Annotated in this window: 11 protein-coding genes; 4 read left to right on the forward strand and 7 right to left on the reverse strand. The window is 66.7% G+C overall.

The annotated features are described in order from the left end of the window. Positions 1-176: 176 nt before the first annotated feature. The gene (locus ACFWF2_RS14070) at positions 177-1,283 is read right to left on the reverse strand and encodes an SCO2521 family protein (RefSeq protein ID WP_379307858.1); all 1,107 of its coding nucleotides are present in this window, start codon (positions 1,281-1,283) and stop codon (positions 177-179) included. Next, positions 1,183-2,184: an SCO2522 family protein gene (locus ACFWF2_RS14075; protein ID WP_379307859.1), complete on the reverse strand. Its 1,002-nt coding sequence runs from the start codon at positions 2,182-2,184 to the stop codon at positions 1,183-1,185. The genes ACFWF2_RS14070 and ACFWF2_RS14075 overlap by 101 nt, the downstream gene beginning before the upstream one ends. 253 nt (positions 2,185-2,437) lie before the next feature. Between ACFWF2_RS14075 and ACFWF2_RS14080 the strand changes: the two genes are divergently transcribed. From ACFWF2_RS14080 to ACFWF2_RS14095, 4 genes are read left to right on the forward strand one after another with little or no spacing between them, the layout of a single operon-like run. Beyond that, on the forward strand, positions 2,438-4,282 hold the full coding sequence (locus ACFWF2_RS14080) for an SCO2524 family protein (protein WP_379307860.1): 1,845 nt from the start codon (positions 2,438-2,440) through the stop codon (positions 4,280-4,282). Next, complete coding sequence (locus ACFWF2_RS14085) at positions 4,279-5,217, forward strand: SCO2523 family variant P-loop protein (protein ID WP_379307861.1); 939 nt, start codon at positions 4,279-4,281, stop codon at positions 5,215-5,217. Before ACFWF2_RS14080 ends, ACFWF2_RS14085 begins: the two co-directional genes overlap by 4 nt. Then, positions 5,214-6,209: an SCO2522 family protein gene (locus ACFWF2_RS14090; RefSeq protein WP_379307862.1), complete on the forward strand. Its 996-nt coding sequence runs from the start codon at positions 5,214-5,216 to the stop codon at positions 6,207-6,209. Before ACFWF2_RS14085 ends, ACFWF2_RS14090 begins: the two co-directional genes overlap by 4 nt. Before the next feature lie 2 nt (positions 6,210-6,211). Further along, entirely contained in the window at positions 6,212-8,059 is a 1,848-nt protein-coding gene (locus ACFWF2_RS14095; protein WP_379307863.1) for an SCO2521 family protein, read from the forward strand. Here the strand turns inward: ACFWF2_RS14095 and ACFWF2_RS14100 are convergent, their stop codons facing one another. The 5 genes from ACFWF2_RS14100 to moeZ form a co-directional block, all read right to left on the reverse strand. Then, positions 8,060-8,629 carry a GNAT family N-acetyltransferase gene (locus ACFWF2_RS14100; protein ID WP_379307864.1) on the reverse strand — a complete coding sequence of 190 codons (570 nt, stop codon included), beginning with the start codon at positions 8,627-8,629 and terminating at the stop codon, positions 8,060-8,062. A 218-nt stretch (positions 8,630-8,847) separates the two neighbouring features. Further along, entirely contained in the window at positions 8,848-9,768 is a 921-nt protein-coding gene (locus ACFWF2_RS14105) for an SCO2523 family variant P-loop protein (protein ID WP_379307865.1), read from the reverse strand. Positions 9,769-9,772: 4 nt separating this feature from the next. Then, positions 9,773-11,629, reverse strand: a complete 1,857-nt coding sequence (locus ACFWF2_RS14110) for an SCO2524 family protein (protein ID WP_379307866.1) — start codon at positions 11,627-11,629, stop codon at positions 9,773-9,775. A gap of 168 nt (positions 11,630-11,797) precedes the next feature. Then, positions 11,798-12,649: a TIGR02569 family protein gene (locus ACFWF2_RS14115; RefSeq protein WP_379307867.1), complete on the reverse strand. Its 852-nt coding sequence runs from the start codon at positions 12,647-12,649 to the stop codon at positions 11,798-11,800. A gap of 112 nt (positions 12,650-12,761) precedes the next feature. Beyond that, positions 12,762-13,943: an adenylyltransferase/sulfurtransferase MoeZ gene (gene moeZ / locus ACFWF2_RS14120; protein WP_378855626.1), complete on the reverse strand. Its 1,182-nt coding sequence runs from the start codon at positions 13,941-13,943 to the stop codon at positions 12,762-12,764. Between the last annotated feature and the right edge of the window lie 57 nt (positions 13,944-14,000).

A 14,000-nucleotide genomic window follows, 5' to 3' on the forward strand; every position in this document is an offset into this window, starting at 1 on the left:
TCGGCTCCCCTCACCGAACGTGGCTTTCGGCTGTGTGGCACCACTTTTCGGCCTTGGTTGTGGCCGCGATCACCGATCTGTTTGGCTGGCCGTCTCGGCGCGCTATCAGGGCCGGGGCTCGCGGAGTCGCTACGACTACGCCGAACACGACCGGCGCGCCGACGCTTGATCGCGGATCACCCGCGGAAATGGCTGCGGGTCAACGCGTCGAGTGTCGCCACCGCGACCCGGTCGCGCAGCTGACCGATCCCGGAATTCCACTGCACGGTGAATCCGGGATCGGCTTCCAGGCCCGTCCACAGGCCGCGCAACGGTGCTGGTGTGAAGGCACCGGGCATCCATAGGTGCGCTAGGTGTTCCAGCAGCGGGGAGAGAATCTGAGCCGGCGAGCTGCGTGAGAACTCGGCGCTCTCAGCTTCGTCGATGATCTCGGTGAGCACCGTCAGCAGCCAGTCGTGCATGGCCAGGTCCTCGCAAAAACTCTGCACCCCAGCCAGTTCCGCCTCGTCGCCGACCACCACCGAGGCCAGTCGCGTCTCGTCGTCGAGCAGGACGAATGACATGCTCGGCACCTGCCCGCGGTCCACCCGCGCGGCCCACCGCAACCGCGACGCGCTGGTGTGGATGGGCGGCTTCTGATTCAGCATCGGATCGGCGCGTACCCGCATGTGCAACCGGGCCGCGATCCCGCCAGGGTCCAGCGTGGCCGTCGTCGCGTCACTGGGACCGAGGAAGCCGTCGACCAACTGAGGGCCGATGTCCGGTGGGATCCGGGTGATGATCTCGACAATGCCGATCCGGCCCAGGTAGTGGCTCCAACTGCGCCGCCGCGCACCCTCCCCCGCGGTGACGGTGGCCGTCGCCGAGCTCTGCAGGATCCGCCCGCCCCGCACGACCGCGTGGGCCGCGACCGTTCCGACCGCCCGCACCCGGGTGCGGACCGGGGTGGCGAGCCTGCAGTCGACGCCTTCAGAAGTCACCGGGGACTGTGCCCAGCTGACCGGCCGTTCCCGCGACTGCACGCGTCTGCCCCGAACGAGAGTCAGCAATTCCGCGGCCGACCTACGGTTCAAAGCCGCCGACTCCGGGAGCAGCCCGGTGCGCACTTCACCGAGAAGCGCCAGCGGTCCACTGGGTTGGATTGGTGCAGCGTTGCCCGTATGTGCTGGTATCGGCATCGGATCAGTGACCACTGAGGAAGAAGTAGGAGAGCCGGTCGGTGACGTCGTCGGTCCCTGCGATCCCCTGTTCGCGCGCGTGCCCGGCGATGAGCCGGACGACATCGGGGTCGGGCCGCGTGTGGTCGAGAATCATCCGCACCGCGTGCTCGATGCCCACGTACCGTTGCGGCAGCAGCGACAGTGAGCGGAACGCGGCGAACGGCGCCGCCCGCTCCCGCAGCCGGATGACGCTCGGGAAGTCCGCCCAGCGCGCGGGCCATTCGTGCCCCGGCTGCCAGTACTCGGCGTCGACCACGGCCTTGCCCTCGTAGCGGAGCATGCCCAGGCGCAGCAATTGCCAGACCGCGGCCAGGAACGGAGCCGACCAGAGCACCTCGTGGCCCGTGCCACGATCGCGCCACATCTCGACGTCGAGGAAGATGTTGTGATTGCGCGCGGCGAACTCCACCGGCGGCCGGTAGTCGACCTCCATGGCCTGGCCCGGCTCGTGATCGCTGGACCGCTCGCCGTTGCACAGCCAACCGGACTCCGCCGTCGGCGGCCTGCGCCCGGTACTGCCCGGCGCCGGTTCGGCCACGATCGAGTCGGCGACCATCTGCGCCAGCGGAATCCGCGGCTCGTCGTGCCGACGGCGCAGATACCGGCTGCACCCGGCCTGGCTGGCCAGGTAGTCGATCCGGACGCCGCTCTCCTCGGCGATGCGCAGCAGGGTCGGCACGACCTGGCGCGGATCGGTATCGGGCTGGAAGTAGTCGTCGAGCAGGAAGCAGGTACTCGCCCGCACCCGTGAGGCGCCGCCGGCGGCCTCGGCGAAGTCTTGCCGGGCGATCGCGGTGAACGCATCGAGCAGCCGTGCCACACGCCGGAATTGGGCGGCGATCGGCGCTTCGCCGTTGAGCAGGTCCGCCATGTAGAAGTGCCCGACCTCGACGGACACATGCGACAGCGGTACATCCTCGACACGCACTGACGCCGTCGACTCGGCGTATACGGCGCCACCCACGACCGCAGGCCCCTATCAATCCGGCTGGAACCGTGGCGATTCCAGCGATACCCGATCGGATTTTACACCTGCACCACGCGGAATCTACTGCGCCACCGATCGGGACCAACGATCACCGCCCCTTCCCCGAGACGGGCCTTCACTGTTGTGCTGTGGACCGAGGTAGACGTGAAACGTATTACGGCACAACCGATGACAATGCCGCAATCAAGTCGGCATACTGGCGTTGCCTGGCTGGATCGAGGGGATATCGATGAGAATACGACCGCGGCAACAGCTTCTGGATCTCTGGCGAGCACACCTGCAAACCTCGTTCCGCGCAGGCGAGTGGGTCTGGGGCGGGCGCGACGGCCGGAATTCGGTCAGCGATGCCGAACAGCTGATGTGCCTGCTGTACCCGTCGAGCGAGTTGGCGAATTTCGGCGTCGACCCGGACAGTATCGCGACCGCCGACGACGTAGCCGCGGTCGTTGCGGTGCTGGGCGACGACATCCGAGTCGGCGCCGCCCTGGTAACCAAGATCGAGGAGTTCTTCGACACCTACACCGACGCTGACGGCGAGCCGACATTCGCTGGTGGCAGCTACTTTCGCGACGCGGGCTTCGGGGCACCCACCGACGCGCAGCGGGCGCTCGAGGTCGTCGACTCGTACTCGATGTCACTGAGTTTGTGTATCGCCGCACTGCGAGTGCTTCGGCGTCTCGAGCAGTATCTGGGCAAGGACGTGCGCCGCGAGGCCGAGGAACTCAGCGAACGCGTCACGGCACTGAAGCCTCGGGTCAGCGACCGCCTCACCTCTGCGATGATCGGCTTGGCCCGCAGCTTCGTGATGCACACGCCGCCGTTCACCTCCTCCGCCGGGCAGCAAGTCCTGAACCTGGTCAACCAGACCGGTGCCCCGGCCAAGGACGTCATCGCAGACTTCTCCGCCGCACTCGGCGACCTTCGCTCACGGGCGCTGGCCGATGTGCGCAGCGGCCACACGAAGGATGTCGAGCTACGCGATGACAAACGGGCGTTCGAATGCGGCTGGACGTGGGGAATCGGCTCGGGGATCGACTACGAGTCCGACTCCGACATCACAGCCCGGATCGCCACCCAGCCCGGATACGCGATCAACCAGCCGTACCTCTATTTCACTCTTGTCGCCCTCGACGGCATCAAAGACCTTCATTCCCAACGAACCTCGGAACCAGACCTCTTCCAGCCGCACCAGGCCGAGCTGGTGGATTCGCTGAAGCGCCGCGGCGACTTGGCGCAGCGGTACTGGTCGACGATCGCACGCTTCGGCACCGGGCGCTGGCCGCTCGAGGACCTGCCGTGGCGCACCTCCGACGGCAAACAGTCCTATTACTACAGCCTGGCCGTGACGTCGTTCCTCATCCAGGACCTGCTGGAAAATCGGTCGACGACAGATCTGGGGCGCACGGTCGAGGTGCTGCGCAGGCTAGCCGATCATGGGAACGTCACCAGCCGGCCAGTACCGGACCACGCGGCGGAACTGTTGCACCATCCAGGACTCACATTGACGCTCAGGGGATCCGAGGATCTCCATGCGGGTCCGCTGATCGGCTACTACGTCAGCGACTTCACCACCCTGCTGCTCAAGCGCAGCCTGTTGGCCGCTCAGCTGGCGCGCGACGTGGAAACCCGCGAGCAGCTCCTCAGCTTTGCCAGGTCGGCGTACAAGCACATGCAAGACAGAGCGATAACCAGCGGACGTGCCAAGGATCTCTGGGACAACCTGGGCACCGATGGCGACACCGCCGCGCCGTCCTGGTTCCTCACCGAACGCATGATGGAGTGCTTGGTCGTCGCGCACACCATGTACTCCCAGCCCCCGCTGTCTTCGCGCGAACTGGAAAAGTCGGCGCAGGGCAAGATCAGCGAGGCCGACCACCTCCTCAATCAGGAAATGCTGCAGGTCGGCGACTCGGTGAACTCGCCGCGCTTCAAGGACCTGAAAGAGATAGAACAGTCGCTCAACCGGGCCCGCGAACTCATGAACAAACGTCCGCACACCGCCGAAGCGCTGGCCACCGATGCACTGCGACGGCTCGACGTGCTCGCCTTCGCGCGGGAGGACGCCACCCGATGAGAGCCACCGACCTCGATCCGATCCTGGTCTTCGCGACCTCGGACAAGGGCGGGACGGGGCGCTCGGTCACCAGCTGCAATATCGCCTACCGGCTGTGGATGAGTGGATTGGACGTCGCGTATGTGGACTTCGATTTCGGCTCGCCTACAGCTGGTGCCCTCTTCGAGATCAGCGGGGCCGAACGCGGAGTCACCGAGGGTAGCGGCCTGCATTCGTATCTGAGCGGGGCCATCAATGAGCCTGTACGCCTGAACGTAGTCCGCGAAACCGATCGCACCGAGCTCCGCCGCGACGCCCCCCGGGGGAGGAGCCTGGTCTTGCTGCCCGGGGAAATCGGTGGCGGCGAATTCGGTTATGACGATGTCAGTGTCGTGCGCGCAGCTACCCTTCTCGGGCAGCTGATGACCGAATTCGACGTGGTGATAGTCGATCTCAGCGCCGGACGCTCAGCCGCCCTGGATATCGCGTTGGGCGCGACCGCATCCGCTGTGTTGAGCAACCGCAAGCGGCGCTGGCTGGTATTTCACCGGTGGACGCGTCAGCATGTCTTGGCGGCAAGCGGTCTGGTGCACGGACCACACGGGATACTCGCGACCGCTGCTGCACGGGGCCACAACAAAGCCGCTTTCCAGGCTTCGATGCGCTGTGTACGAACGGCGGTCGCCGAGTCGGATTCGACCCGGGCGGTGGACTCAGCACAGGACACTTGGGTGAAGGTGCAGGCCGAAGCGCTGCAAAAACTAGCCAACAAGGAAGAAATCGGCGCCGCGATGCTACTGGGACAGACTCCGATCGAGCCCATGCTGCAGTGGCGTGAACAGATCATCCTCGACAACGATGTCGGAGCCAGGCTCGCCAATCCCTCGACCGTCGACGCGTACACCAAACTTGCTCGGCACCTTACCGATCCGGCGATCTGGGATTCGAGCAGATGAGTTCACCAATCTATCGGGAGGCCTCGGAGGAAACCGAGGTCACGCCGCTACCCATGGCCCACCTGTCCATCGAGGTCTGCCACTTCCGGCACGAAGAGATCCTCTATGACACCGACATGGTTCGCTCGCAATTCCGACGTGCCGTCCCACTGGTCGCAGCGTTCATCGAATCGGCCCGAATCGAGTTCGGACCGGAGACACGGGTGAGCACCTGTTATCTCACGGACGACTATTTCCAACCCCGCTTCGAGCCGGGCAAGGTGCTCGACCGACTCCTGGGCGCCGCCGCCGAGGCCGGTCTCACCATCGACTACCTGGCCCGCGAATCCAGCTGCCACGAAGCTCCGATGTTCGCCGGTGGGGTCGCCGTCGGCGCGCCGACCCCTGTCGCGGAGATGGTCTCGGCACGGCTCATCGCCCAGCCGGAAGCGGAGGGGGTCACCACCGGAGGACGCCCACCGACGGACGAACTCGGCTGGCTGTGCAACGGCCGCCGGGAGCAAAACGCCACCTCGCGCCAGGCCATGCGGCCGCAACCGTATCGACCGCCGCAGGAGTACGGCCGCGGTGAACACTCGATCTTCCTCGATGTGGAGTTATGGCACGACCGGGACGGGGCGCGGCGGTGGTCGTGCCCGTTCCTGGCCGCCGTGTGGCAACTCCTGAGACTGGGGATGCTGCGCTACCGCGGTGCGCCGGTGGTCGACCCACAACTGTGGCCCGCCGACCAGGAATGGCCCGAGGACTGGAAGGACCTGCCGCCGGTACTGCGACTCAACCCCGACGCGGCGCCCTTCACTGCCTACCGGACGCTGTCGATGCTGCCCAAGCGCTACCTGCTGATCGAGTCGGCTGTGCGGGTCATCCTCGATCACCTCGCTCCCGATTCCGATGTCACCGCCCTGGTCGCCGCCCAGGGCAGCGACGACCAGGTGCCGGTTCCCGCCAGGGTCGTCGAACGCGTCGGCCATCTGCTGCTGGACGGGTCCTGATCGTGGCAGACACGAACGCGGACACCCGCTCGCCTGCTCCTCGTCACACCGCGCCACGCCCGCCTACCCCGCTGGTAGCCCTTGGCGAGATCCGCACATGCCTGCTACCGCATTCGCTGACCCTCGACGGTCCGGCCACCGACGAGGTGCTGTCGACGGTGGCCGGCGCTGCCGTCATCCGCCGTGAACGACCGGGGCCGCTCGCCTTTTCACCGCGGCGCGCAACCGGCGTCGACTGTCATCTGGGCTGGGGTGCGACGGCTCGCTCGACTGCGCGTGCCGTCGGAACCGTATCCTCGACCGTGGTTCTGGTGGGTGGGCGCATCGCGCAGCTGTCCTCGCACACCACCGTGGTGCGGGCTCAGCAGAAGAAGCGCATGCCATGGTCGCACTACATCACTCGAATCGGGGTCACCGAGGTCATCGGCGATCTGCCCGATCACGCTGTCGCCGACAAGGAGCTGGCGGCAGGCTATTTCGCCCCGCGCGACAGCAACACATTGGACCTCGGCTCCATCAGCGCCCTCCATCTCGACGGCCTGCGGTCATCGCCGCTCCTGGATCAGAAACCGCCCCTCCGGGCACCGACGACGCGCCTGCGGTGGAGCGCCGTCATCGGTGGCAGTGCCGGGCCGGCGGTATCGCTACGCGTGGAGGACGACCTCACCAGGACCCTGCGAGTCACGGTGAAGCAGTCGACAGATCTTCCCGATGCCCTGCGGTTTTGTCAGGATGTGGCCGCCCACGACTGGCTCCTCACGGTGATCGACGCGCGAGTGCGCTCGGCCGAGGGGTTCGACGAAGGCCGCCAGGTCGACATCCTCGCTCCGGTGCACGAGCATCTGGCCCACCTGTGGATGCCGGGCGCTCAGGTCCCCGCCTCGATGCGAACCCTGTGGCGGGACCTCCAGACAGCAGCTGGGTACGCCAAGCAGTGGGACGCTCGCGTCGCCCAGATACAACGCCGAATCGATATTGCGACCTACTACGCCGTACGCGCTTATGGCTCGACCCGGAACGGTAGTGAAGGACAGCCATCGCAGAGCGACCGCGTCAGCAGAGCTGTCCGGGATAGCGCCGAGCACTACGCGAAAACTCTGGACTCGTCCGAGATCGCCGGAGCAGACAGCCTGAACGACCTCGACACACGCGTAGAGGCGCTCCTCGGAAGCTATCATCGCGAGCTGCTCACTCATGAACGGCAAAGCAACAAACTGAGATTCGGCACGCTATACGAAGAAGTACCGAACGTCAGCCCCAACGACGAGGAGTGGGTTGGCCTTACGCCACTGTTCGCCGGACTGATTGCCGCCGAGGTCGAGTTACGCGGTCCGGTGCGGCTGAGTCCGACTCAAAATATTCTGCTCGCAGCTCAATTCGAAGTGCTCGCCGCCGAATCGACCCGCCGTAGGTTGCCCGCACACGCGATTCGGGCCTGGGATGGAGCCATGGAGCTGTACCGCCGCGCCCGGAATTCCGAAGCCGAGGACCGGTGTGGGCTCGCGCTGGCCCGTGCCCACCGCCGCACTCTCGCACCTGGCCTGCAGCGCGGCGCGAGCAGGGTCGCCGACCTGCTCTGTGGCTACGGCTACCGGCCGTTTCGGCTACTCGGCTGGGTTGTCCTGCAAATCGCCCTCTGCACAGCCGTTGCGCTGCTGTTGGCGGGAACCAAGCCCTGGAGCGAAGCAGCCTACCTGGGCATACTCACTTTTCTGAATCCGCTCGATCCGAACAATGTCGCGGGGATGGATCCGGGAGCGCGAGTCCTGTTCGCGGTGGAGGCATGGCTCGGTGTCGTCTCGATGTCGGTGTTCTTCGCGCTACTGGTCCGTCGATGGTTTCGGCTGTAGTCACCTCATCATCCGGGACTTCAGCGCCAACTCGGCCGAATCTTTTCCGGAACAGTCGTCGCCGTCGTCGACGAGGTGCATGTCGTCGAGTCGGTGCATCTTGCGGGCCAGCACGTCGCGCGGATGGCCTTTACCGAAGTATTGATCTTCGCCCTCGCGCCGCACGAAACCGAAGGCGCGGAAAAGCCGGTAGGCGGTAGCGTTCTTCGGGTCGACGGTCAAACGGATCTCGTCGGCATCCCCCATGCGCCGGCACGCCGCAATGCTGTGCAAGAGCAACCCATGTCCGTACCCGCGGCCGCGTCGATCGGGCGAGACCGCCAGGCTGAGCAGCCAGGCCGTCCCAGGTTCGCCCATGAGTGTCAGCGCGTATCCCACCACCTCCTCGTCGCCGCCGTTCGGCTCGACGGCGACGACACTGCGGGATCTGCCCACGTCCACGATCAGCTGACGGAGGGCGGTGAACGAGTAGCGGTCGTCCGGAAAGGCCGCGCCGTCGATCAAATGAACGTCAGGCAGATCAGCGTGCGTCGGCGCTCGATATTGCACAGTATCCGCGGTGGTGATCATCTGCTCCCTTGCGATTGCGCACAAGAACACGTATAAGGTCAAGCTTAGCCGCCCGGGCCTGGTCCCTCACATCGAAATCGAGCGAAGTGTACTCAGCATCTCCGCCCTGGATCGGTAGCTGTGGTTACGTGCGTCGCGCCATTTTGTTGTTGCGGGCGTCGGCGGCGACAACGCCGGAAGGCACGCACAGCTCACCACTGGCTATACCCCGTCGGACTTCACACCCGCACCCACGTTGCGGGATCCCACAGCTTTCGCGCCAGTTCCTCGAACGCATCGACTGTGGCGCGATTGGCGATGCCTGCGTTCACATCCGCGTCGAGCACGATCTGCTCCCGCCACTGGAGCACCGGTTCGACCGGGGTCTCCCCCAGCAGCGCGCCCATGCCGAGCCGATACTCGGCCGCGAGCGAGCGCAGGGTGTCGTTCTGCTTGAGCAGCCACGCTGCCTGGGGTCCGCTGCCGGCCGTGTGCTCGCCGGTGACACACGGAACCGCCGTGCGCACGAAGCGGATCCGGGCCGACAGATCATCGGCGGCGTAGCCGAGGTCGACACCGATCTTCAGCAAGCCGTTGGGCCCGTGCACCAGGCCCTGCGCGGCCATCAGATGCGAACGAGTCCAGCGGTGATAGACCAGCCAGTGCACCTCCTTGCCCGGCATATCCCGCGGGCGGGTCGCTTCCAGCGCGATCTGCATGGCCGCCGAGCGGCCCGCGCTCAGGTCGACGATCACCACCTTGAAGGTGCTGTCCAGGTCGAGTAGCAGCTCGCGGCAGCGGCGTACCACCTGCGCGTCGATGACCGGCATGGCCTCGCCGCCGCCCGCGTCACCTGGCAGCAGGACCAGTTTGCCGCTACGAGACCGCTGACTGCGCAAGGCATTCCGATTCGTGGCGGCTAGCACGTCGAGGCGCTGCGGCAGGCTGTTGTAGCCACGCAGATACGAGTGCAGACCGTTGCCGTTCAGAGTGCCTCGTTCGACCGCGCCGATCTCGAATACCGCGCCCGCGCCCGGTGAGCCGAAGTCGAAGTCGAGATATGCCGTGCTGATGCCGCGTAACCCCAGCCGGTAGGCCAGGTTGCAGCTGGTCACCGACCGTCCGGTGCCGCCCTTGTCCGAGGTGGCGAAAACGATCATGCCCTCAGATGCTCCGCATCGCGTCGAGACGAGCGTAGGAGAGCCGGTCGAGTTCGATCAGGGCTGCCGAGGCCAGCGTGAACGCCGTTCCCGGTTGCAGATCCACCACGTCGCGCGCCCTGGCCAGCTGCTGCTCGACGCCGTCGAGCGCGATGCGGTTGGCCGAGGTGTCCTCGACGCCGACATCGAGCATCTCCCGGTTCAGCAGGTGCTCAGCCTCGTTGAGCAGTTCGACCGCGCGCACGACCATGGCGGGCGAGCGCAACGGCGCCTCCCGGTAGGTCCGGTCGGCGGTGACCAGACATTCGATGACGCGTTTGGTCATGTACCACGAGGGCAGGGTCTGCCCGGCCTTCACCGCGGCGCCGAAGGCCGCACCGGGGTCGTCCCACAGGCCCGCGGCGTCACCGTCGGTGATCATGCGCAGGTCGAGATGGTCCATCACCTGCTTGGCCAGTTCCATCAGCCGGTCGCGCGCGATGATGTCGCCCGACACGCGCGCCGCCTGCAGACTGCGCTTCAGCAGGACCGGCGCGAAATCGGAGACGATCCACTCCAGCAGGGGGCCGCCGTCCTCGACGAGTTCGCTGCCGCGCAGGGCTATCCGGACGCCGGGGTGATGCAGGGCGACCGACGGGTCGTCCCTGGTGGGTCTGCGGATGATGCGGCCGCGGCGGGCCAGTTCGTCGAAGATGCCGATCGCGCGGGTCAGGTCGTCGTCGGAGGCGGTGCGGGTCACCAGTTCCCGGATCAGCACCGCGGAGACGATCAGCGAGAAGTAGTCGGACTCCTCGCCGTCGGAGGTGCGCCACGGGATGTCCTCCAGCGGCCAGGTGCCGCTGCCGAACCGGGCGATCGTGGCCCAGTAGCGCTGGGTGATCTCCCAGCGGACGCGCAGCGCCTCGGCCAGGCGGTATTGGGTGTCGTCGAGCAGGTCGAGCTCTCGGGTGCGCGGGGAGAGCACGTCGTCGATGGCGTCGAGCGCGGTGATGGTGAAGTACAGGGAGGGTCTGGGGTCGGCGTAGCCGATGCCGGAGCCGATCGCCGTCGGCACGACGTCCACCGGGCCAGCGCCCTGCACGACGCCCCAGCTCCAGCCGCACTCGAACAGCAAATCCTCGTCGTCGATTTCGGATTCCGGTGCCCGGCCCAGCGTGACGTCGTCGCGCAAGCGGGCGCGGACGCGCTCAAGACTGCGCGAGACCGCGTGCACGACCATCTTCTCCGGCTGGCCCGACTGGTTGAGCATGCCGAGCATCGCCTTACCTGAGGGCGAGCGCGGGGAGGCCGTGCTGACCACGAAACTCCGCACCAGGCCGGTCATCGCGGCCGTCAGCCGGGTGCTCAGGCCGGTATTCAGTTCGGCGATCCTGGCGCTGATGTCGGTGCGCCGCTCGGTGTGCGCCCAGCGGTCGAACACGCGCGCGAAGCCAAGCGCCGCGATGCACAGCCTGACCGACAGCGCGTAGCCGTCCACCACTTCGAGCGTGTGCTGGGCGGGTGTCGGCTCGGTGTCGCCGGTGGCGCGCAGGTAGCTGCCGGCGTCGAAGCGGGGCAGGCCGTCGGGATCGGTGTTGCGGGCCAGGTACTCCTCGACCAGGCCGAGCACCGTGATCCCGATGCCGGCCTGTCCGCCGAACGCTTCGAGGACGACCCTGACGTCGTCGGACATCGCCTCGGGGCGGTCCAGCGCGAAGCTCTCGATCTCGGTGGCCGGATACAGCAGGCACAGCAGCTGTTCGGAATCACTGATCGAATTGGCGCCGAGGACTCCGTCCCAATGCCATTTCTCGTCCCGGTAGCAGGCCGAGAGCATGGCTCTCCAAATATCCAGAATCTGTTGTCTGGGCTGGATTCTCACCCGCAGCAATCCTCACCGCTCATGACGGGCCGCACGGGTCCCCCGGTCCGGCGCAGGACACATGGCGGCGATGCTCGATGAAGATAGCACGGGATATCCCAGGAAACGTTGGGTCTCAACGGATTTGACATCACATCAGACCCATCGGTCACTATCGGCGCAATTCGCTTACAACGCCAACCGAACCATGTCCGCCGTGCGGGCCAGACCCGGAAAGGCCTCCGGGGTGGAACGCGGGTGCAGCGCGTGCACGGCCAGGCGGAATATCAACGCGCGCAACAACATCTGCGGCCATTCCGGCAGACTGGACCAGCGGTCCAGGAGTCCGTCGTCGCCGCCGCCCCAGGCCAGCGCGTCGATGACGACAACGCCGGCGGCCCAGATGGCGGGGCGCCAGTAGGGGGTGATGTCGGTGAGGCCGGGGGTGTGCGCGCCTGCGAACAGGACGGTGCCGAAGAGGTCGCCGTGGACGAGCTGGTCGGGGCTGCGGACCGGCTTGCGCAGGGTCGAGAGCTGGCCGATCAGTTCCAGGCTGCGCTGGGCGTCGGGGGTCGTGGAGATCGGGACGCCGCCGGTGCGCAGGCTGCGCAGTGGTACCGCTTCCCAGGCGGCGCGGTCGGCGGCGACGAACACGTCGACGTCGACCCAGGGCGCGACCGGGGGCTGGACCAGGAAACGGGGGCGGTCCAATTGCGCCGTCGCCTTGTGCAACCGCAGCGACACCGACACCACCTCGTCGTAGCGCGCTTCCGGCGCGCCGTCGACGTAGGTGTCGGCGCGCCAGCCCGAGACCACATACCGGCCGTCGGTGGCCCGCACCGGGCGCGCCACCCGCAGGCCGTCGACCGCGAGCGTCTCGCGTATCTTCGCCGACCACGCGGCCCGCGCGTGATCGGCCACCGGACTCAGCACCACGTCACCCATTCGCCAGCCACCGTCCCAGTCGCCGAGGCAGACCGGTGTCACTTCGCGAAGTCCGAATGTGGCGCGCACATGCTCGGGAGGTTCGACTGAGGTCACGGCCGTACCGTAACCCCGCCGCGGCGCCGCAACCCCGAAGGCACGCTGGCACACTCCACTTTGCGACCTCGCCGCAACCTTGGGCGAGGTCGGCAACAGTGCAGCTACCCGATCAGTAGACCGGCAGCGACGGATCGACCTGCTTGGCCCAGGCGACGACACCGCCCTGCAGGTGCGTGGCGTCGGCGAAACCGGCGCGCTTGAGCGCGGCCAGCGCCTCGGCCGAGCGGATACCTGTCTTGCAGTGCAGCACGATCGGCTTGTTCTGCGGCAGTTCGGCCAGCGCCTCGCCGGAGAGGATGCGGTCCTTGGGGATCAGCGTCGCGCCCTTGATGTGGACGATGTCCCACTCGACCGGCTCACGGACGTCGATCAGTTCGACCTTGTCCGCGTCGAGCAGATCCTTCAGCTCGGCGGCGGTGATCGTCGACCCGGCCGCGGCGGCCATGCCCTCCTCCGACACCACACCGCAGAACGCCTCGTAGTCGATCAGTTCGGTGATCGGCTGACGCTCGGGATCGCGGCGCAGCTTGATGGTGCGGTAGTTCATGTCCAGTGCGTCGTAGACCATCAGACGGCCGAGCAGCGTCTCACCGATGCCGGTGATCAGCTTGATCGCCTCGGTCACCATCACCGAACCGATCGACGCGCACAGCACGCCGAGCACGCCGCCCTCGGCGCAGGACGGGACCATACCCGGCGGCGGGGCCTCCGGGTACAGGTCGCGGTAGTTGATGCCGCGGCCGTCGGGGGCGTCCTCCCAGAACACCGAGACCTGGCCCTCGAAGCGGTAGATCGAGCCCCACACGTAGGGCTTGCCCGCGAGGACGGCGGCGTCGTTGACGAGGTAGCGGGTCGCGAAATTGTCGGTGCCGTCGACGATCAGGTCGTACTCACGGAACAGTTCGACGGCGTTGTCCGGCTCCAGCCGGATCTTGTGCAGCCGCACGTCGATCCCGGAGTTGATCTCCAGGACGGAATCGCGGGCGCTGTCGGCCTTGGGGCGGCCGATGTCGGACTCGCCGTGGATGACCTGGCGCTGCAGGTTCGACATGTCGACCTCGTCGAACTCGACGATGCCGAGCGTGCCGACACCGGCCGCGGCCAGATACAGCAGGGCGGGCGAACCCAGCCCGCCCGCGCCGATCACGAGCACCTTGGCGTTCTTCAACCGCTTCTGACCGTCGACGCCCAGATCGGGGATGATCAGGTGCCTGCTGTAGCGAGCGACCTCGTCCTTGGTCAGTTCCGCGGCCGGCTCGACGAGCGGCGGCAGGGACCCGTTGAATGACACGTCAGAGCTCCTGTGTTTATCGGCGGTATTCCTGGTACATGCAACGTGGGAAGCCGC

Origin of the sequence: Nocardia sp. NPDC060259 (assembly GCF_042728775.1) — a bacterium.
Lineage (GTDB): Bacteria > Actinomycetota > Actinomycetes > Mycobacteriales > Mycobacteriaceae > Nocardia.

Coding starts and splice junctions, on each gene's coding strand:
- ACFWF2_RS14070 (WP_379307858.1), bottom strand. CDS start 1,283: ATGTCGTCCGGCTCATCGCCGGGCACGCGCGCGAACAGGGGATCGCAG.
- ACFWF2_RS14080 (WP_379307860.1), top strand. CDS start 2,438: ATGAGAATACGACCGCGGCAACAGCTTCTGGATCTCTGGCGAGCACAC.
- ACFWF2_RS14085 (WP_379307861.1), top strand. CDS start 4,279: ATGAGAGCCACCGACCTCGATCCGATCCTGGTCTTCGCGACCTCGGAC.
- ACFWF2_RS14090 (WP_379307862.1), top strand. CDS start 5,214: ATGAGTTCACCAATCTATCGGGAGGCCTCGGAGGAAACCGAGGTCACG.
- ACFWF2_RS14100 (WP_379307864.1), bottom strand. CDS start 8,629: ATGATCACCACCGCGGATACTGTGCAATATCGAGCGCCGACGCACGCT.
- ACFWF2_RS14105 (WP_379307865.1), bottom strand. CDS start 9,768: ATGATCGTTTTCGCCACCTCGGACAAGGGCGGCACCGGACGGTCGGTG.